The sequence below is a fragment of the Sphingobacterium multivorum genome (assembly GCF_039511225.1).
Classification (GTDB): Bacteria; Bacteroidota; Bacteroidia; order Sphingobacteriales; family Sphingobacteriaceae; genus Sphingobacterium.
In genome coordinates this window covers 905,033-925,562 of sequence record NZ_CP154261.1, presented here as the reverse complement: position 1 = coordinate 925,562, position 20,530 = coordinate 905,033, and the positions used below count along the sequence as shown (strand labels likewise).

The window sequence follows — 20,530 nt, the reverse complement described above, 5'->3', positions numbered from 1 at the left end:
TGCCATGGATAACCCTATAAGCATCCTAAACTTCATGATATCTACTAAAATTAGCGCTTAGTCTTCAAAGCTTTGGTCTATAGCCTGGGCTAGTTTATGGATAAATTCAGGTTTTACGTTTTTATCAATGGCATTGATGTTATCCAGCTCAAGGAGAAGCGCCGGTATTTTAGCACCGCGTAAAATTGCAAGCTTTGTATTTATCGCTGGAGTACCTGCAGCCAGTCCATTCTGTTGCAACATTTGGCCCAAACTAAACGCAAATTTGCGATTAAGCTCTTCTAGCATCGTATGACTAACCCCCGACTGATATAATATTCGTATAGGAAGAGATTGTTTGCTCTTTACACTGAAAAATAAGTTCATAGAAGGAACTCAATCAAAAAAAGGTCATTAAAACCTACTTTTTCAGCAACTTAGAGAAAAACAGATATGCCGCTACCAAAAAAATAACGATAATAATTAGGACAACAATCTCTTGCATCCCTATTCCCCAATTCATACTATTCATATTTTTTCAATTTAAATGATCCATTTCTCGCATTGATCTAAAAATGTCTGTTCCATATCTGCTCCGATTCCAATTTGGTCTGAGATATGTATTTTGTATCCGTCATATTGAATCCCCCCAATAACAGGGTCCTCCCGATGGCCAACCATACAAGTGTCCAGATCAAAAAACTTGACATTCGGTGCGGCATAAGCGAAATGTACTTTAGCAGCCAAAGCCAAGCGAGATTCCAACATGCCACCAATCATACAAGTAATACCATATTCCTTTGCGATCTGATTAATTTTCAAAGCTTCCTGTATGCCTCCTGATTTCGAGAATTTAATATTGATATAATCGCAAGCATCCGCTTTGCAGAGACGCTCTGCGTCATGGTGAGAATAAACGGATTCATCCGCCATCACGGGAACAATTGTTTCTGCACGCAATTGCGGTAAATATTCGTCGTCCCATGTACGCATCGGTTGCTCGCAAAATTGTATCTTATAAGGTTCCAACCCCTGTAATGCTTCTAATGCCTCCTCATAAGACCAGCCTTGGTTTGCATCAACACGAATAGGCATTTCGAATCCAACAGCCTTACGTATTTCACGTATACGCGCAATATCTGTTTTTGGATCCTTTCCCAACTTAACTTTCAACATGACCGCACCTTCGCTCTGTAAACGTTTTGCTTTCAACGCCATCTCTTCTGGAGATGCAATTCCCAAGGTGATATCTGTCGTAATCTCTCGCTTCGCTCCCTTTAGAAATTGATAAAGTGGCAGACCAGCATGTTTGGCCGCCAGATCATGCAAGGCCATATCAAAAGCTGATTTGATCGTCTTGTTACCGGCGATATATAAGTCCAGTTCTGCCAAACGCTCTTCGATGGCCAAAGGATCGCGCCCCTTCCAAATCTTTGCAAAATCCCGTGCCAGAATTAAACAAGTATCTTGTGTTTCTCCTACGATCATCGGAAAGGCAGAACATTCGCCCACACCATATACATTAGCATCTGTATATATACGTATAAAAGTATTTTGCGCATAATCCATCGTCCCTGTTGCGATAACAAAAGGTTCCATAGGAATGCTTAGTCGATAAATTTCAATTTCAGTTATTTTCATCTCACTCTTTAGTTAAGCCATGTCGATACAGCATAAAGGATATGCAATACTTTGCCTAATTTATATATATTCTTGCAATCTTGGGATGATTTTTCCAAATCCCACAAAAAATATTGCCAAATGTTGCATTATTCAGCGATGCATCAAACTGAATTGACTGCGGCGAACATCAAATACAATATCGGCAACAAAACATATCAAAAGAAATGATAAAATCAAACTAAATACATTTTCATTAGAATATTTACAATATTTCCGTTTTTTATTCCTATATTAGCAATGTATAATATTTGAAAAGGAAAGATGATTCAACAAAGACCGAAAACGGAGGGCCTCTACGACCCTAATTTTGAGCATGACGCCTGTGGGGTAGGCTTTGTCGCCCATATCAAAGGGAATAAATCACACGCACAAGTAAAAGATGCATTAACCATGTTGGAGAATATGGAGCACCGTGGTGCTTGTGGCTGTGACCCAGAAAGCGGTGATGGAGCGGGTATCATGATCCAGCTTCCCCATGAATTTTTATGGGAAGAATGTATCAACTTGGGTATACAATTGGAAGAGCCAGGTTATTATGGCACAGGTATGGTCTTTCTTCCAAAAGAAGAAGACATGAACAAAATATGTCGGGATTTGATTGAGGAAGCGGCAGCAGAAAGGGGTATGAAATTCCTTGGCTACCGTCCAGTACCAGTCAATCGTGAAGGTATTGGACCAACAGCGCTCAGTGCAGAACCTGAAATAGTCCAATTTTTTGTCAGCAGACCGGACGGCGTTTCAAACACTGAAGAATTTGAACGCAAACTTTTTGTACTACGTCGCCTGATCATTCAAAAAGTTAAACAACAACAAGAATACCCTCTCCCTCTTTACTTTGCATCGCTTTCTTGCAAAACAATTATTTACAAAGGTCAATTAACAACATACCAGGTCGGAACTTATTATCTTGATTTACGCGATCCTCGTGTGGTATCTGCTTTTGGCTTAGTTCACTCGCGCTTTTCCACCAATACTTTTCCTTCATGGTCCCTCGCTCAGCCATTCCGTATGCTGGCACACAATGGCGAGATCAATACATTGACAGGTAACCTGAATTGGTTTTACGCCGGTATGCGCGCTTTATCATCGCCGTATTTCACGGAAGAAGAGATGGAAATCTTACTTCCTATTGTTGACCGTGGTCAGTCAGATTCAGCCTGCCTTGACAATGTAGCCGAGCTGCTTTTACATAGCGGACGTAGTCTCACCCATGTGATGTTGATGTTGGTCCCTGAGGCTTGGGATGGCAATACGCAAATGGATCCTTTAAAACGTGCTTTCTACGAATATCACGCAACCTTGATGGAGCCTTGGGATGGTCCTGCAGCACTCTGCTTCACCGATGGCAAGCATATTGGTGCTACATTAGACCGCAACGGCTTACGCCCGCTACGTTATGCCGTAACCTCAGACGACCGCGTCGTTGTTGCTTCTGAAGCAGGGGCACTTCCGATCGAGGAGTCTACCATCATCAAAAAAGGCCGTCAACAAGCAGGCAAGATTTTCCTTGTCGACATGGAACAAGGCCGTATCCTCACCGATAACGAAGTAAAAGATCAATTGATCAACCAACAGCCTTATAGTGATTGGTTGGACAACTATAAAATTAAGCTAGAAGAACTGGAAGAACCTCGTGTAACCTACACCTATCTTTCCAAAGATTCTGTTTTCAAATATCAAAAGACATTTGGTTTCTCCCGCGAGGATCTAGAAACCATCCTGACCCCAATGGCATTGACAGGATACGAACCAACAGGCTCCATGGGGTCCGATGTTCCGCTAGCCATTCTTTCCGATCAACCACAACATATTTCAAGTTATTTTAAGCAATTTTTTGCCCAAGTAACCAACCCACCGATCGATCCGATTCGCGAACGCTTGGTCATGAGTTTAGCAACATTTATCGGTAACGCAGGCAATATCCTAATCGAAGACAAGAAATTCTGTCACTGTGTAACCTTACCGCATCCGATCCTGACCTCCAAAGAACTGGAGAAATTGCGTTCGATCGATACAGGATTGTTCCAAGCAAAAACCATCCAGTCTTACTTCCGCTCAGATGGTAAACCTGGATCATTGGAAGCCGGTCTGGAACGCTTGTGCCGCTATGCGGATGATGCTGTACGTGATGGTTTTGAAGTACTCATTCTTTCGGATCGTGCGATTGACTCCAAACATGCAGCTATACCTTCATTACTTGCTGTTTCGGCAGTCCATCACCACTTGATCAAAACAGGTAATCGTGGTGCTGTAGGCCTAGTGGTCGAAGCCGGTGATGCTTGGGAAGTACACCATTTTGCCTGCCTATTGGCATTCGGTGCCACAGCGATCAATCCTTATATGGCCTTGGCAAGTATCCGTACCATGAAGGAACAAAACACCTTGGATACCGAACTGACTTGGCCTGAACTATCCAAAAATTACGTCAAAGCCGTTAACAATGGTTTGTTGAAAATTTTCTCCAAAATGGGGATCTCCACATTGCAATCCTACCACGGTGCACAGATCTTTGAGGTACTTGGTATTGACAAGTCTGTTGTCGATAAATTCTTTTGCGGAGCTGTCTCACGTATCGGCGGTATGACCTTGGATGATCTGGCTAAAGAAGCTCTTTCAAAACATTGGCGCGGATTTGAAAAAAGCCGTACTCCACAAAATCTGTTGCCAGAAGGCGGTATTTATCAATGGAAACGTCGTGGTGAAGGCCACCTTTGGAATCCAGACACGATTCACCTATTGCAACAGGCATGTCGCACTGGAGACTATGCGACCTATAAAAAATACGCGCAGAAAATCAATGAGCAGAAAGAACACATGTTTACCCTTCGTGGATTGTTGGACTTTGCAAAACATCGTAACTCCATTCCATTGGAGCAAGTAGAACCTGCTAGTGAAATTCTAAAACGTTTCGCAACCGGCGCGATGTCTTTTGGATCAATTTCTCACGAAGCGCATAGCACCCTTGCCATCGCCATGAACCGCATCGGCGCAAAATCGAACACCGGTGAAGGCGGCGAAGATGAATTGCGTTATCAACCGCTTCCAAATGGAGATTCTATGCGCTCGGCAATAAAACAGGTTGCCTCGGCTCGTTTTGGTGTTACTTCCAACTATCTGACACAAGCAGACGAACTACAAATCAAAATGGCGCAAGGTGCCAAACCGGGAGAAGGAGGTCAATTACCCGGCCCCAAAGTGGATGCCTGGATTGCAAAAACCAGACACTCTACACCGGGTGTCGGTCTAATTTCACCACCACCCCATCACGATATTTACTCCATCGAAGATTTAGCGCAGCTGATCTTTGACCTAAAGAATGCTAACCGTCAAGCAAGAATCAACGTAAAGTTGGTCTCTAAAGCGGGTGTTGGTACCATTGCTGCCGGAGTGGCGAAGGCCCATGCCGACGTGATTCTTATCGCAGGTTTTGATGGTGGTACAGGTGCATCCCCGATCAGTTCAATCAAACACGCTGGATTGCCTTGGGAATTAGGGCTTGCAGAAGCGCATCAGACACTTGTTAAAAACAAATTGCGCAGTCGCGTTGTGTTGCAGGCGGACGGTCAGGTAAAAACAGGTCGTGACATCATCATCGCCACACTATTGGGCGCTGAGGAATGGGGCGTATCTACAGCAGCATTGGTTGCCGGTGGCTGTATCATGATGCGTAAATGCCACTTGAATACATGCCCTGTGGGTGTTGCAACGCAAGATCCAGAACTGCGTAAATTATTCTCTGGAAAACCAGAAGATATTGTCAACTTATTTACCTTCCTAGCAGAGGAAGTCCGTGAAACGATGGCTTATCTTGGTTTCCGCACCATCAACGAGATGGTCGGACGGGCTCAGTTCTTAAAGAAACGGGAAAATATAGACCATTGGAAAGCTAAGAAAATTGATTTCACAGACATTCTACATGTGGAACGTAACGAGCCTGGACAATCGTTATACAACACCGAAGAGCAGGATCACGGTATGGCCATGATTTTGGATTGGGGCTTATTAAAACAATCCAAGTTGGCTTTAGAAAGCAAAACGCCTGTATTTGGCACGTTTAAAGTAAAAAACACGGACCGTACCATCGGAACCATGCTGTCCAATGAAATTTCAAAACTTTATGGTTCAGAAGGTCTTCCAGACAATACCATCAATTTCAAATTTGAAGGTTCTGCCGGACAGAGTTTTGGTGCATTTTCAACGAAAGGTCTTTCATTTGAATTACAAGGTGAAGCCAATGACTATGTCGGAAAAGGACTATCAGGAGCTCAGTTAGCCATCTATCCAGTTGCAGAAAGTGCGCTAGTGCCGGAAGATAATATCATTATTGGCAACGTTGCACTATTTGGAGCCACATCTGGGCATCTATTCGTCAACGGACAGGCCGGTGAACGCTTCGCCGTACGTAACTCTGGGGCAACAGCTGTAGTTGAAGGTGTCGGTGACCATGGCTGTGAGTACATGACAGGGGGGCGTGCGCTGATCTTGGGTGCAACCGGTCGTAACTTTGCTGCCGGAATGAGCGGTGGTATTGCGTGGATCTACGACATTAATGAAGATTTCCGCGAAAACTGTAATCAGGAAATGGTCGACCTGGATCCATTGGAAAGTGAAGACGAAACCGCAATTATCGCCTTACTGAAACGTCATATCTTGCTCACCAATAGCCGTAGAGCAGATTTCATTCTACAAAATTGGTCAAGAGAAAAAAATAAATTCATTAAGGTATTCCCGAGAGAATACAAAAATGTCATTCGTCAAAAATTAGTTGAAGCATAATATAGGAAGCACAGATCATGGGAAAAATTACAGGTTTTAAAGAATTTGAGCGCGTGCTTCCGACAAAAGAAGCTGTGGAAAGCCGCGTACAGCACTTTAAAGAATTCAATAAAGGGTATTCGGAGAACGAGCTCAATAAGCAGGCTGCGCGCTGCATGGACTGCGGTATTCCATTTTGTCATTCAGGCTGTCCACTGGGCAATGTCATCCCTGAATTTAACGATGCCGTATACGATGGAAAATGGGAAGAGGCCTATCAGATTTTGTCCTCCACCAATAACTTCCCTGAATTTACAGGTAGAATATGTCCAGCACCATGCGAATCAGCCTGTGTACTCGGTATACATAGTACTCCGATCACTATTGAGGAGATCGAAAAACATATTATCGAGATTGCTTTTAAAAAGGGTTATGTCAAAGCACATAAAAGTTATTTAAAAACAGGCAAACGCGTCGCCGTCGTGGGCTCCGGTCCGGCAGGACTAGCGGCTGCTGCTCAGCTCAATAAAGCAGGACACGATGTTGTTGTTTTCGAACGTGATGATCAGGTTGGAGGATTACTCCGCTACGGTATTCCGGATTTTAAATTAGAAAAATCGGTGATCGATCGCCGTGTCAATCTCCTGAAAGAATCGGGAATAGAATTCAAGGTGAATACAGAAGTTGGCAAAGACATCAGTTTTTATGAATTAAAAGCTTATGATGCTGTTATATTGGCAACAGGCTCTACCGTTCCATGGCACATGCAATTACCAGGGCATGAAGCTAAAGGCATACATTTTGCCATGGACTTTCTGACCCAGCAAAATAAAGAAGTAAGTGGAATTAATATCGAACAAGACCGCATACTGGCAACAGACAAACATGTTGTTGTCATCGGTGATGGTGATACCGGATCAGACTGTATTGGTACATCCAATCGTCATCGTGCAAAAAGTATCACACAGATTGCCCGCAAACCTACACCTTCTAAACAACGTCTAAAGAACAATCCTTGGCCCATGGACAAGCTCACATTCGGAACTTCCTCTTCTCAGGAAGAAGGCTGTGAAAGACTTTGGGCTACAGAAACGCAAGAATTTGTTAAAGATGAAGATGGCCATATCAAAGCTATAAAAATCAAAGAGGTTCAATACGAAGTTGATGAATTTGGAAAAAGAACCCGCTTAGGAGAATCCGAGATCCGTGAAATACCAGCAGACCTCGTCTTATTGGCTATTGGTTATCAACATACTGAACATACGCTCCTAGAACAATTGGGTGTACGTGTAGATGAAAAAGGAAATATCCTTGCAAATGACAAAGACTACCAAACGACAATTGATAATATCTTCACTGCCGGAGATTGCCGTAAAGGCCAGTCGCTTGTTGTTTGGGCCATCTCTGAAGGACGCGAATGTGCTCGAAAAGTAGACGAATACTTAATGGGGTATTCAGAGCTTGAAAGCAAGGACTTCCTGGCAACAATAAATGCTTAAAAGAAGGAAGTTCTCAATAGAGAGATCATACCAGTGATATGCTAAGCTACGTTTAGACTTCGTAACAAGGATAAAAGCTTGGACAGCACAAAATATAAAAAGGTCCGTTGAGAATTCAACGGACCTTTTTATGATCAGTAATCGGTCACTATTTCAATGGATCTTTAAGTTTAACAAAATAAATGCTGTTTTTGTCTACAGTCTTTATGTAAGGTAATATCTTTGACTCGTAAAAACCTTTTCCTGTTACCCCAAAATCGTCATCATTACATACCGCGATAAGGGATGGATTAATGACAGCCAGGCCCTCAGCTTTATCATGCGGATACAATTCCTTGATATCCGTCATTAAATCGGCGACCAATGTCTTAGTGACTGGTTTAATATTATATTTTGCCAATGTAGCCGCATCTTTGAGTTCCTCCACAGTTTTACCATCAAATAATTTCCCCGTTGCCGTATTATTCGCATCTGAGATATCTGTTGCGCCAGAAAGATCGATTTTGTAAATTTTCTTAAATACAGTGGAACGGGTTGCTTCCGTCGCATATTCCCCATCACGTTCCAAGACAATAAATGTGGAATTGCTCACGGCAGCAATTTCACTTACAGCCTGCAAATCGGTACGCTCCATCATATAGACATATTGTTTCGTGACGCCGCTCGCAATATCCAGCGTGACAATACGGATTGCCAATGAATTTTTAATCGCCTCTTTAGATGGATTATAAAGTGGAAACTGCATAATTCCGACCAGTGTTTTACCATCTGGTGTAAGCGTCAATCCTTCCATTCCACGATTAGGACGACGTTTGGCAAATACCAAAGGCAACTTTTTACCCGTAGACCACGGATTGATCCGCTCTATTTCTTTTCCCGAAGCGTCAAAATGAACGATATGTGGTCCGTATTCGTCACTGACCCACCAAGAACCATCCGCCGCTCTCGCTAGTCCCTCTGAATCGATTCCATCCTCACTTTTCCCTAGGTCTTTACCATCAACTCCCAATGCTTTTTCCCCAGAACCACCCTTCCCTTCTGGATTTGGCAGACCATTCAATTTCACACCATCTTTATTTTTCAATTCGATAACAGATTCCAATGTTAGCGTATTATCTTTTAATCTGAATTTACCGATCTGCGGTGTAAATGTTGGCGAAGCAAATACTTTACTATCATTTTCCGTCCCATCAATATTTGGTCCCCTATCCGTTAAAAGATAAAATATAGATTTATCAGTAGGATCTTGAGCCATCGATGATCCATAACCCCCATTATACACTTTTACTCCATTAACATCAATCAATACTTTGGGATCTGTTGCTATGGCCTTTTCGGGATAGGTCAGTTCAATCGGATCAGTAATCTGCGATACGTCATCTTTACTACATGAAGCACATAATAGGGCCAACGCCAATACACTGTATATTTTTTTCATCTGTCTAAATTTTTCAAATAATGCTTACTGTTATCCATATTCCGGACACGTTCAACTAGTTAAATTTCATTCTTATCGTCTTGCTTAGGCTATAACACAGCAGGTTTTGTCTACACAATCCATGCGCAGTGGGCAACCCAACGGTATTGCAAACATAAAAGCCAAATATTAGGCAATCATTAACATAAGTTTAAATAAACTGCATCAGCAGTAAAAAACACGGTATAAAAATTAATTATCCTCGATTATGGAATTTTGAATTTCCCGGCATCACTACAAGAATAAATAGCTAATTGTGCAGCGAATCGACAGGATATTCTCTGCCCTCACCTACTAAAAATAGAAAGATGAAAAAGATTATAGTTGCCCTTTGCATAATTTTGGTATTTTCCAATGTGGATACGAAATCTCAGATCAGAACTACACGCGAAATACCAAGCTTAAAAATTAAAAATGGCGATGGCCAGCAAAACAAAGTGATATTGGCAGACCTAAAAATAGCTGTTGTCATATTCGGAAATATAGCCAAAACGACGATGACAATGGTCTTTGATAACAAGACCAACCGCGATCTCGAGGGCGAACTGACATTCCCTATGCCCGAAGGTGTCTCCGTGAGCGGCTACGCCTTAGATATCAACGGCAAATTACGCCAAGCAGTTCCAGTCGATAAGCATAAAGGAACCGAAGTATTTGAAAGTATAGAAACACGCCGGGTCGATCCGGGTCTATTGGAAAAAGTCGAAGGAAATAATTTCCGAACTCGAATTTATCCTTTACCAGCGAATGGGAAACGCACCGTTCAGATTAGCTATTCAGAAAATCTAACCACAGCATCCGATCAGGCTCGTTACTACCATCTACCCTTAAACTATAGTTCCCCCATTGAAAACTTCGCATTGGATATTCATGTCTTTCAAAATACCGATAAGCCAGATTTCACCGAGAAACCAGACGGTTCTTTGGCTTTCTCACAGCATAACAGCAATTACACAGCTTCTTTACATAAACAACAGTTTAAATCCCAGCGAAATTTAGTTGTTCAACTGCCGACAGGCAACAAGGAAGCATCTGGCCTATTTCAGGAAAATGGTGATAAAAGCTTCTACTTTCTTGCCAATGCAACGGTAAACGCTATAAAACCTACTCAAAAAAAATGGGGGCACAGTATTGGAATTATATGGGACCGCTCGCTCAGCAGTAAAAATAGAGATATAGAAAAGGAACTCGCCCTATTAGATCTCTTTTTTAAAGAAAACCCCAATATGACTGTCGATCTGGGCTTATTGGATATCCGCTTTGTAAAAGGTCATACGTTTCAGGTACGACAAGGTAATTGGAATGAGCTCAAAAACTACATCAAAGGAATTAACTACGATGGTGGCACAGACTATAGTCAAATAAAGACCGGTATAATACAAGCCAACAATTACCTGCTGTTTAGCGACGGCCTTTCTACATTTGGTCAAAGTAAAATCAACCTTGACAATCCAGTCTATTGCATTACTTCGTCCAATGGATCGGACTACGGTGTCCTAGAACAAATTTCCCAGACACATCTTGGAAAGATGATCAATTTAGCCAATACCCCAACAACTGAAGCGTACCATAAGCTAAATACGATAGACCTTATTTACCTGGGGATAAAAGAAAAAAATGATTTTGAGGAAGTTTATCCTCAAAAAGGCACGCCAGTACAAGCCAATTTTTCTCTCGCAGGCGTAGGGAAACGCCCGGGATTGAAACAGATCACCGTACTTGTAGGAGATGGGCAACAAGCACCGCAAGAGATTAGTATAGCGCTGCAGCCTGACCATGGTGAAATTGACCTACAGCAGATCTGGGCACAAAAGAAAATTGAAGCGTTGGATCTTCAATACGAAGACAATCGTGAAGAAATTGAAACGCTTGGCAAACAGTTCGGTATTGTTACCCGAAATACCAGCCTGATTGTACTGGAAACTGTAGAAGATTACGTACGTTATGCAATAACTCCGCCAGCCGAATTGCTTTCCGAATTCAATCGGCTCATCAAAGAAGAACATATAGAAAAGGAAGAACGTGTAGCAGACTTGTTGGATCAGGCTCAAGACATTACCAAACAGCTTCAGTCCTGGTGGAATACCGATTTTCAGCAAAAAAAGAAATACCCAACGCGTAAAAGATTGATTTCCATCCCTGAACTTGCTGTTACCGAAGAAATGGCTACCGGAGTTGCTCCTGTTACACCTATACCGTCGCGTCCTTCAGCTAGCCCTGCCGCGACAGCACGAGCCGAAGAATTCAGGTCATCAGATGCCGCTAGTGAAAAAAGAGTGTCCGCCGAAGGCAATTCAAATACCGCCAAAGCTGTTACCAATGAATTGGCGATGGCGGCCGCATCTGATGATGTTCTTCAGGAATTCGCTGTTGTTCAATCCTTAGAAGAACGCGTAGCTGGCATGCAAATGACAAGCAGCATCAACAGCATACATGGAAAAATAAGCATCCCTGAAATTAAAGAAGACCAAGCCTATTTACAGGACCTTAATCAATCCAAAGATCCTTACAAAAGCTATCTCCAACTTCGGAATCAGTATATGGGAACGCCAACTTTCTATTTTGATGTCGCAAACTTCTTTTTCAAAAGAGGAGATCACAACAAAGCCTTACTCATCTTAAGCGCACTTGCAGACTTACAAATTGAAAATGCAGATCTCTACAAAACCATTTCCTATAAGTTACGGGAATGGGGAGATTACGACAATGCACTGTTCATTACTGCTAAGGTATTAAAATGGCGTCCCATGGATCCACAAAGCCACCGCGATTATGCCCTCGTTTTACAAGACAAAGGTATGTTCAAGGAGGCACTAGAACAATTATATGGGATTTTGACCCAGAGCTACTCCCCAGAAGCTGCCGATCGCGATGATGGTATTGAAGAAACATTGGTCATGGAAATCAATAATCTCATTAAAGCAAACAAAGCTGCAAGCTCCAAAGTTGCGGTGAACAAAAAATTGATTGCTGACCTACCCGTCGACATGCGTGTTGTCATCAATTGGAATTCACGAAACACTGATATCGACCTTTGGGTAACTGATCCAAATCAAGAAAAATGCTTCTATAGTAATCCTGCCACAGCCATTGGGGGCCGACTTAGCAATGACTTTACTGGTGGTTATGGCCCTGAGCAATTTTTATTAAAAAAAGCTTTAAAAGGAAAATACAAAATTGAAGTTGACTTCTATAACGATGATTCGCTTACTTTAGCAGGACCTGCAGCGGTCATGGCCGAAATTTATACCTACTATAGCAGTGGCAAGCAAGAACGAAAAATCGTTACGATCTATCTTGACCGCAATAAAGAGCGCAATATTGGGATTGGCGAATTTTCATTCCAGTAGATGAGCAGAGACAGAAGATGTTCAAAAAAACAAATCAAACCCTTTGAAAATTGGCTCTATGAAATGATGCTTTAGGGGGACTGGCATAAAACCACATGAAATCGGGGCTATCCAAAAAGATTGGATAGCCCCGACTTCAATTAATGCAATTTACGGATAACCAGATCCTTTTGCCTATGTTCTAATTTTGTTTTTACATAGGGGTAAGTGAACACTGCTCCCAAAACGATACAAGCGCCAAGATAAAACCCGCCGCTCATGGTCTCCTTTTGTCCAAATATCAACATCGCCAACAGAATACCATAAACAGGTTCCAGATTGGTTGTCAGCGCAACAGTAAAAGCAGATAATTCCTTCATGACAGCAACTCCCATAACATAGGCCACCGCCGTACAAACCACACCTAACAACAGCAGATAAATTAAATCTTGCTGCCCCAATTTCATTTCAGCATTGAAATCTCCTGTAAACAGCATCAATACGCTGATCCAGAAGCATGCCCCCATCATCTCATAAAACGTAATCAGGGTCGGGCTCGATTTTTTAACCATGCGCGCATTGGCGATAGAAAATATACTCGCGCAAAACGCACAGCCAAGCCCCGCCAATAGACCAACGAGGTAATGTGTTTCAAAAGAAAAGATTGTATAAATACCGATGATAATAACCAAACCAACTACAATATCCAACAGCGCAATACGCTTTTTATTCACAATAGGCTCCAATATTGCCGTAAATAAAGTCACCGAGGATAGCGTAACCAATGTTACCGATACAGTGGATACTTTAATTGAATAAAAAAATAATACCCAATGCAGCCCAACAACGGCCCCCACCATAAAAAACTGGAGAAATTGTTTCCTCGAAACTACAATAGACTGTTTGGTTACCAAGAAATAGATCAACAGCGCGATAGACGCTATTGCAACACGATACCACACTAAATGTAGGGCAGATACGGAAATCAGACTACCCAAAATTCCGGTAAATCCCCAAATGAGTATTGTTAAATGCAGAATTAGAATATTCCGATTTAATTGAATTTTAGTCATATTCTCTAGAATACATTTGTATAGAAATGATGAGCAATACCTATTATTTCCCTTTATAAGGCAGGCTCACTGAAGTTATTGAAAACTAACAAAAAATTACTTTGGCGCTTTTATCGCCAGGTATAGTGCTACCAAAAAGAAGGTAACATTCGGAATTAATACGGCTATCAACGGTGGCAGTCCCCCTTTCAAAGAAAACATAGTTGCAAACTGTATAAATACGATATACGTAAAACTTAGCGCGATACCAATACCAAGACTCAATCCTATCCCCCCACGCACTTTCTTGGATGACAGTGCCACACCCATCAAGGTCAATACAAAAGCTGAAAATGGATATACATAACGCTTGTATTTCTCCAGTAATAAATCGTTCATGACTCCGGTTCCCCTGATCTCCTCCTTATGTATACGAATATTTAATTCGCGTGTATCCATGGCGGTAAACATATTATCACGTACCTCAAAATCAGAAGGTTTCATATCCAAGGTTGTGTCTTTAACAGCTCCTTTGTCCATGCGTTCATGTAGCCCATTGATAATACGATTGGTATACCCTTCAATCTTCCATTTTGTCGCCACCGAGTCCCACGTAATACGGTCAGCCATCATTTTCTCCTTAAGGGTATCCCCTTTGAAAATTTCAAGTACAAATCCGTAGCCTGTTTTGGTAGAATTATCAAAGTTGTCTATATAAACATAGCTGTTTTTGTCCAGTTGCATATGGGTAGAAACCCTCGAGTTATCCTTAGGTGGCTTTACATAGATATTTTCAAAATCAACCTTCATCTTATTGGTCTTCGGAATAATAAAGATGTTAAATACCAAAGAAATGGCAAAGATTAGGGTTGCAGCGATCATGTAGGGACGAAGCAAACGGTTAAAGCTATATCCGGCACTGAGAATCGGGACAATTTCTGTTTGATCCGCCATCTTGGAGGTAAAGAAAATAACTGCAATAAAGTTGATCAGCGGACAAAGAAAATTTAGGTAAAAAGGAATAAATCCTGCATAATACTCAAAAATAATCTTATCGAGGGGAGCATGATATTTTAAAAAATCATCCAATCGTTCGGACACGTCAAAAACCACCATGACAACAGTAAATATTGCCATAGTGAATAAAAAAGTACTTAGATACTTTTTGATGATGTAACGATCGATTAACGACAGCATTTTTTAACTTGAGCTATTTAGTTTTACAAACGTTGATCCAATATTTTCACCATTTTGTTTTTCCAATCGTAGAAAGTTCCATCAATGATTCGCTCCCTAGCCTGATTCACCAACCAAAGGTAAAAATGTAAATTATGTAAAGAAGCAATTTGTGCTCCAAGAATTTCTTGCGATTTAATCAAATGCCTTAGATAGGCTTTCGAATAAAATTGATCTGCATGTAGATCACTCTCCACTTCTATCGGTGAAAAATCATCTTTCCACTTTTCATTTTTGATATTGATAATACCATTTTGCGTGAAAAGCATACCATTTCTAGCATTACGGGTTGGCATAACGCAATCGAACATATCCACCCCTAAAGCAATATTTTCAAGGATATTTACCGGTGTTCCCACCCCCATAAGATAACGTGGCTTGTCATACGGTAAGATATCACAGACAACTTCGGTCATCGCATACATTTCTTCCGCAGGTTCACCTACCGACAATCCACCAATCGCATTTCCTTTGCGGTTAAACGAAGCAATAGTTTCCGCAGATTTTATTCTTAAATCTTTGTAAACAGATCCTTGAACAATTGGAAACAACGTTTGATCATATCCATAAAGCGGATCTGTACTATCAAAACGATCCACACAGCGTTTCAGCCAACGATGGGTCATATCCAAAGAACGACGTGCATACCCATAATCACATGGATAAGGCGTACACTCGTCAAATGCCATAATGATATCCGCACCGATAATACGTTGTGTGTCCATGACATTCTCTGGTGTAAATAGATGTTTTGATCCATCAATATGGGAACGAAAGGTAACCCCCTCTTCTTTGATTTTACGTACTTCCGTCAATGAATACACCTGATAACCACCGGAATCCGTTAAAATAGGTCGATCCCAACCATTAAATTTATGCAGCCCGCCCGCCTTATTCAACACATTCAATCCGGGACGTAAATAGAGGTGGTACGTATTACCCAGAATAATCTGCGCTTCAATATCGTTCTTCAATTCATGTTGATGAATTGCTTTCACTGTACCTGCCGTACCAACAGGCATAAAAATAGGTGTTTGAATGGGACCGTGTGCAGTTTCGACAACACCTGCACGTGCTTTTGACAACTTATCTTGTGCTTGTAGCGTAAATTTCATTAATATTTTTCCTCTGAGACTATTTCTATTTTAAAGGATGATTTGCCATGGACATGGCGATATCGGCACTTGGAGTAAAAAAAATAAAAACTCATTTTCAATCAGTTGCAACTTAAAAAGTCGCTATAGCTTTCCTAATTTCCACCCAAGCTCGGATTCATCCCTAGAATACGTTGCAAAAATACTATAAAAAGATTTGCAAACAGGATGTTTCAAAAATAAATTATCATTTTTCCCCTATAAAAAAGTTGCGGAAAGCACTTATCTTTGTGAGCTATGCTTGACCTTCACGTATTTTTGGCCAATCTTCCATATATTGCTTTCGGAGTATTGGGCCTTTTCCTATTGATACAATTGTACTACATCTTATTTGTATATCGTAAATTGAGTAGTTATCAAATTGAACCTATACAAGAAGGAACTGAATTTCCACCGCTATCCGTTATTATTTGTGCACACAATGAACAGGATAATATTACGGAATTCCTCCCGAGTATACTGAATCAAGACTATCCCAATTTTGAAGTCATTGTGGTCAATGACTTCTCGACTGACAATACGCCCTGGATATTGCATGATTTCGAAGCAAAATACCCCCATTTAAAGATTGTGGATATCAAAGAACATATTCGCTTGAAACATGGTAAAAAGTTTGCCGTTAGTATGGGTATCAAAGCGTCAAAGCATCAGACACTGGTATTTACCGATGCAGATTGTGCGCCACAGTCCGATCAATGGCTCAAAGAAATTGCGGCAGCTTTCAGACCAGAAACAGAAATTGTACTGGGCTATTCTCCTTATTTTAAGAAAAAAAGTTTGCTAAATCTATTGATTCGATTTGAAACCAGCCATACCGCCATGAGTTATCTCGCCTATGCACTAAAGGGAGATGCCTATATGGGAGTAGGACGCAATATGGCTTACAAAAAAGACCTTTTCTTTCGTAACAAAGGTTTTGCGGCACATATGCATATTAAATCTGGCGATGATGATCTTTTTGTCAACCAAAATGCAAATCCGACCAACGTTAACATTGCACTGGCAGCCGAATCCATTGTCTATTCTGAACCCAAAGCGACCTGGAGGAGCTATTACAAGCAAAAAGCAAGACACTCAGGAGCCTCTACCATTTACAAAAAGCGTCATCAGCGCATGCTGGGCACGCAGCTGGTATCGGCCGTCCTTTTTTATGTCGCCCTTATCGCAACAGCAATTGCCTTTCCAATGTACTGGTATGTTCCTGTTACAGCTTACCTCCTAAGGCTGATTGCACAATGGATAATATTTGCCAACATCTATAAAAAACTAGAAGTAAAGGAACTCATTTGGTGGCTACCTTTGGTAGACTTCATCTACTATTTCTATATTTGCATCAATGGCATGTTCAGCAGAAAAAAGAAAAAAATAAGCTGGAAATAATTCACTTTTAAAACATTAAGCTTTGAATCCAACAGTTGATATCATCTATAACTATTTTCCAAAATTAACGGCTATTCAAAAAGAACAGTTTGCAAAACTTGCCGACCTATACACATTTTGGAATAGCCAAATCAATGTCATTTCACGTAAGGACATTGATAGCCTCTACCTGCACCACGTGCTGCACTCGCTAGGCATTGCAAAATTTGTCCAAGAGCTCACGCCAGGAACACAAATTTTGGACGTGGGAACCGGCGGGGGCTTTCCAGGTATCCCAATGGCCATTATGTTTCCTGAAGTCAAATTCCATTTGGTCGATTCTATCGGCAAAAAAATCAAAGTCGTACGCGAAGTTGCTGCTGGACTGGGTCTCCAAAATGTTGAAGCAGATCATATCCGCGCAGAACAACTCGACGACAAGTACGATTTTGTGATATCACGAGCTGTGACAAGACTTGCAGAATTTACGCCTTGGATACAGAATAAATTCGCGAAAAAAGATAAAAACGGTATTCCTAATGGAATTCTTTACTTGAAAGGCGGAGATCTCACCGAAGAGATCAAAGAATCTAAGCTCAAAGCAGAATTACACCCACTTTCCGGTTACTTTAAAGAAGATTTCTTTGACACAAAATACCTGGTATACGTACCTATGTAGTTAAAGTTTGGCATTACCCATAGGAAACTGAAGTCGCCTATGGATAATGTCTACAGAGTCCAGGTAGTTCGTTAAACACTGATGGATATAAGCAATCTTCTCATAACGATCATTCTCACGAAGCCACTTTAAGGAAGGCTCATAGTATATTCTAAATTTGCGCAGAGAATCTCCCGACAACTTACTGTATTCCTGAGTCAGCGGATACCATTCCTCGCGAATCAGATCCTGTTGATATTCTTTTTCAAACTGACGTTGAAGCTTCCGCGAATTTCGTCCCTTTCGACTGAATTTATTGTAAAGTTTGTTCAGATTGACCGCAATTCCTCCCTGGTGAGGCAAAGTCACCATATTCTTCGTATCACCCCAGAAGAAGATAGATTGATACCCCTCTTTTTTTCTTCCCATTTATCCGCTGCTGATTTACGCTTGATCGAAACAGTATCCAAACGTAAAGTATCTTTTTGACTGCCTTTTTTCGCAATGGTATCCTGATGATAAAATTCCGCTGGATAGGCAAAAAGCCCCTCCCGATAAAATGAGAAATAGACACAGAAAAACAATAAAGATAGAAACCCAATACGAACCATATTTATAACTGATAAACTAAAATAACCAACTATAAATAAAATTAAAAAGCATTTAACTATCTTTAACTTGAAAAACTAAACACCTCCTTGTTTTTTAATTTCTAGGCCAATTAGATTGATTTCTTCATCCATTCCGAACATAGGAAGCTCCGTTTCTGGATTCAGTTTCAACCAGTTTGTATCATTGTCTTTAATAATTTTTACGTATTCCACACCCTCTTTAAAAATAACATACGTATCTTCTTCCTCAGGGAAAACAGAATAAACTACATCCCCCAATTCGATATCAAAAGGTTCTTTCATTTCCATAGTTAAATATCATTAATCGTCCAAAGGTACCAATTCCTCTTCTTTCTTTCCAAAAGTGCCCAATATTTCATTCCTTGATATCTCAAATAAGCTTATGAAAAGCGCATTTATGTCATACAATCCAAGGGCTTTTCAGCAGACACGCGATCGCCTCCGACTAAGAACTCTGTCATTGCATTAAAAACATAATATGCCTAAGCAATTCTAACAAAAAGTACAACAGCTCGTTATATTTTTCCTATATTTAGATAAACCCAATTATGAAACTAATTTATCCCATAGCTTTGACGAAAATCAAGGGCATTGGCCCTAGAACAGCGCGTAACATCATTGACCAAGGTCACGAGTTGGCAGACTTATTTGCTTACTCAAAAAAAGATTTGATGCAAATTCTTGGGATACGGGAATCGATCGCAGAAGCCATATACAATAAAAGCTATATGTCTGCCTGTGAAAAAGAACTCGCTTTTATCGAAAAACACCAGATACAAGCATTATGGCTGGAAGACGAAAATTACCCCCATAGGCTGCGCCAATGTGAAGACGCTCCGCTTGTTGTCTATTACAAAGGGAACCAGCCACTCAACAGCACCAAAGTTATCAGTATCGTCGGTACTAGACATGCAACTTATTACGGTCAGAAAATATGCGAAGATTTGCTAGAGGCGATGAATGGTACCAAAGACACCTTAATCGTAAGCGGTCTTGCTTATGGTATTGACGCTTTAGCACATCGCAACGCACTAAAAAATAATATTCCTACCGTTGCTGTATTAGGGCATGGTCTCGATCGAATTTACCCGGCATCCCATCGTGAACTTGCCACAAAAATGCTAGACCAAGGAGGTTTATTGACAGAATTTACATCCAACACATTACCTGAGCGCAGTAACTTCCCTATGCGCAACCGCATCATAGCCGGTATGGCGGATGTCACCATTGTTGTAGAAGCTGCAATTAAAGGAGGTGCTTTGATTACCGCCGAAATAGCCAACAGCTACAATCGCGATGTATGTGCCTTTCCAGGAGCCGTTTACGAAAAAAGTTCTGAAGGCACCAATTACCTCATCAAAACCAACCGTGCGCATATGATTAGAGGTCTTCACGATCTCGAATACCTCATGAATTGGGAAATCAGTACAAAAGCTGTTGGTCAACAGCTTAGCCTTCCTTTGACATTGACAAAAGATCAACAACTCCTTTTTACGCTCATTCAGCAAAAGGGACAATTAGAAATAGACCATATGATTGACCTCACAAAATGGCCACAAAGTAAATTGGCCTTAATCCTATTGGAACTTGAAATGCAGTCACTCATTCACGCCTTACCCGGAAAACGCTATAAAATAGTCGGACTTACCGAAATTCAAAAGAATTAGCTCACTTTCTGTCATGCACCAACTACCCTCAGGAATATAGTTTAGAGCGC

At 41.1% G+C, this 20,530-nt stretch carries 14 protein-coding genes; 6 read left to right on the top strand and 8 right to left on the bottom strand.

Annotated elements, in window-relative coordinates:
• Positions 1-57 precede the first annotated feature (57 nt).
• Both AAH582_RS03720 and AAH582_RS03715 read right to left on the bottom strand, forming a co-directional pair.
• Positions 58-366 carry a hypothetical protein gene (locus tag AAH582_RS03720; protein WP_046674104.1) on the bottom strand — a complete coding sequence of 103 codons (309 nt, stop codon included), beginning with the start codon at positions 364-366 and terminating at the stop codon, positions 58-60.
• A gap of 156 nt (positions 367-522) precedes the next feature.
• Positions 523-1,620 carry a mandelate racemase/muconate lactonizing enzyme family protein gene (locus AAH582_RS03715; RefSeq protein ID WP_343321246.1) on the bottom strand — a complete coding sequence of 366 codons (1,098 nt, stop codon included), beginning with the start codon at positions 1,618-1,620 and terminating at the stop codon, positions 523-525.
• 303 nt (positions 1,621-1,923) lie between these two features.
• Between AAH582_RS03715 and gltB the strand changes: the two genes are divergently transcribed.
• A complete protein-coding gene (gene gltB / locus AAH582_RS03710) occupies positions 1,924-6,438 on the top strand; it encodes a glutamate synthase large subunit (protein WP_046674106.1) in 4,515 nt (1,504 codons plus the stop codon).
• 17 nt (positions 6,439-6,455) lie between these two features.
• Entirely contained in the window at positions 6,456-7,916 is a 1,461-nt protein-coding gene (locus AAH582_RS03705; protein WP_046674107.1) for a glutamate synthase subunit beta, read from the top strand.
• Between the two features lie 148 nt (positions 7,917-8,064).
• Here AAH582_RS03705 and AAH582_RS03700 read toward each other — a convergent pair whose 3' ends face one another.
• Positions 8,065-9,354, bottom strand: a complete 1,290-nt coding sequence (locus tag AAH582_RS03700) for an esterase-like activity of phytase family protein (RefSeq protein WP_343321245.1) — start codon at positions 9,352-9,354, stop codon at positions 8,065-8,067.
• A 347-nt stretch (positions 9,355-9,701) separates the two neighbouring features.
• Between AAH582_RS03700 and AAH582_RS03695 the strand changes: the two genes are divergently transcribed.
• Positions 9,702-12,743 (top strand): VIT domain-containing protein, encoded by a 3,042-nt coding sequence (locus AAH582_RS03695; RefSeq protein WP_343321244.1) that lies wholly within the window; start codon positions 9,702-9,704, stop codon positions 12,741-12,743.
• Positions 12,744-12,883: 140 nt separating this feature from the next.
• On the opposite strand, the gene AAH582_RS03690 is transcribed toward AAH582_RS03695, so the two are convergent.
• From AAH582_RS03690 to tgt, 3 genes are all read right to left on the bottom strand, one after another.
• Entirely contained in the window at positions 12,884-13,795 is a 912-nt protein-coding gene (locus AAH582_RS03690) for a DMT family transporter (RefSeq protein WP_046674109.1), read from the bottom strand.
• Positions 13,796-13,891: 96 nt separating this feature from the next.
• Positions 13,892-14,968, bottom strand: a complete 1,077-nt coding sequence (locus AAH582_RS03685; protein ID WP_046674188.1) for an LptF/LptG family permease — start codon at positions 14,966-14,968, stop codon at positions 13,892-13,894.
• Between the two features lie 26 nt (positions 14,969-14,994).
• Complete coding sequence (gene tgt / locus AAH582_RS03680) at positions 14,995-16,125, bottom strand: tRNA guanosine(34) transglycosylase Tgt (RefSeq protein WP_343321243.1); 1,131 nt, start codon at positions 16,123-16,125, stop codon at positions 14,995-14,997.
• 276 nt (positions 16,126-16,401) lie between these two features.
• On the opposite strand from tgt, the gene AAH582_RS03675 reads away from it, so the two are divergent.
• Complete coding sequence (locus AAH582_RS03675; RefSeq protein WP_343321242.1) at positions 16,402-17,544, top strand: glycosyltransferase; 1,143 nt, start codon at positions 16,402-16,404, stop codon at positions 17,542-17,544.
• A gap of 22 nt (positions 17,545-17,566) precedes the next feature.
• Positions 17,567-18,202, top strand: coding sequence for a 16S rRNA (guanine(527)-N(7))-methyltransferase RsmG (gene rsmG, locus AAH582_RS03670; protein ID WP_046674112.1), 636 nt, complete (start codon positions 17,567-17,569; stop codon positions 18,200-18,202).
• Here the strand turns inward: rsmG and AAH582_RS03665 are convergent, their stop codons facing one another.
• Together AAH582_RS03665 and AAH582_RS03660 are read right to left on the bottom strand one after the other, a co-directional pair.
• Entirely contained in the window at positions 18,203-18,610 is a 408-nt protein-coding gene (locus AAH582_RS03665) for a hypothetical protein (RefSeq protein WP_343321241.1), read from the bottom strand. It abuts the gene before it with no gap.
• Positions 18,611-18,867: 257 nt separating this feature from the next.
• Positions 18,868-19,101 carry a hypothetical protein gene (locus tag AAH582_RS03660; protein ID WP_343321240.1) on the bottom strand — a complete coding sequence of 78 codons (234 nt, stop codon included), beginning with the start codon at positions 19,099-19,101 and terminating at the stop codon, positions 18,868-18,870.
• Positions 19,102-19,361: 260 nt separating this feature from the next.
• On the opposite strand from AAH582_RS03660, the gene dprA reads away from it, so the two are divergent.
• The gene (dprA, locus tag AAH582_RS03655; protein WP_046674115.1) at positions 19,362-20,480 is read left to right on the top strand and encodes a DNA-processing protein DprA; all 1,119 of its coding nucleotides are present in this window, start codon (positions 19,362-19,364) and stop codon (positions 20,478-20,480) included.
• The last annotated feature ends 50 nt before the right edge of the window (positions 20,481-20,530 follow it).

Coding starts and splice junctions, on each gene's coding strand:
- AAH582_RS03720 (WP_046674104.1), bottom strand. CDS start 366: ATGAACTTATTTTTCAGTGTAAAGAGCAAACAATCTCTTCCTATACGA.
- AAH582_RS03715 (WP_343321246.1), bottom strand. CDS start 1,620: ATGAAAATAACTGAAATTGAAATTTATCGACTAAGCATTCCTATGGAA.
- gltB (WP_046674106.1), top strand. CDS start 1,924: ATGATTCAACAAAGACCGAAAACGGAGGGCCTCTACGACCCTAATTTT.
- AAH582_RS03705 (WP_046674107.1), top strand. CDS start 6,456: ATGGGAAAAATTACAGGTTTTAAAGAATTTGAGCGCGTGCTTCCGACA.
- AAH582_RS03700 (WP_343321245.1), bottom strand. CDS start 9,354: ATGAAAAAAATATACAGTGTATTGGCGTTGGCCCTATTATGTGCTTCA.
- AAH582_RS03695 (WP_343321244.1), top strand. CDS start 9,702: ATGAAAAAGATTATAGTTGCCCTTTGCATAATTTTGGTATTTTCCAAT.
- AAH582_RS03690 (WP_046674109.1), bottom strand. CDS start 13,795: ATGACTAAAATTCAATTAAATCGGAATATTCTAATTCTGCATTTAACA.
- tgt (WP_343321243.1), bottom strand. CDS start 16,125: ATGAAATTTACGCTACAAGCACAAGATAAGTTGTCAAAAGCACGTGCA.
- AAH582_RS03675 (WP_343321242.1), top strand. CDS start 16,402: ATGCTTGACCTTCACGTATTTTTGGCCAATCTTCCATATATTGCTTTC.
- AAH582_RS03665 (WP_343321241.1), bottom strand. CDS start 18,610: ATGGGAAGAAAAAAAGAGGGGTATCAATCTATCTTCTTCTGGGGTGAT.
- AAH582_RS03660 (WP_343321240.1), bottom strand. CDS start 19,101: ATGGAAATGAAAGAACCTTTTGATATCGAATTGGGGGATGTAGTTTAT.
- dprA (WP_046674115.1), top strand. CDS start 19,362: ATGAAACTAATTTATCCCATAGCTTTGACGAAAATCAAGGGCATTGGC.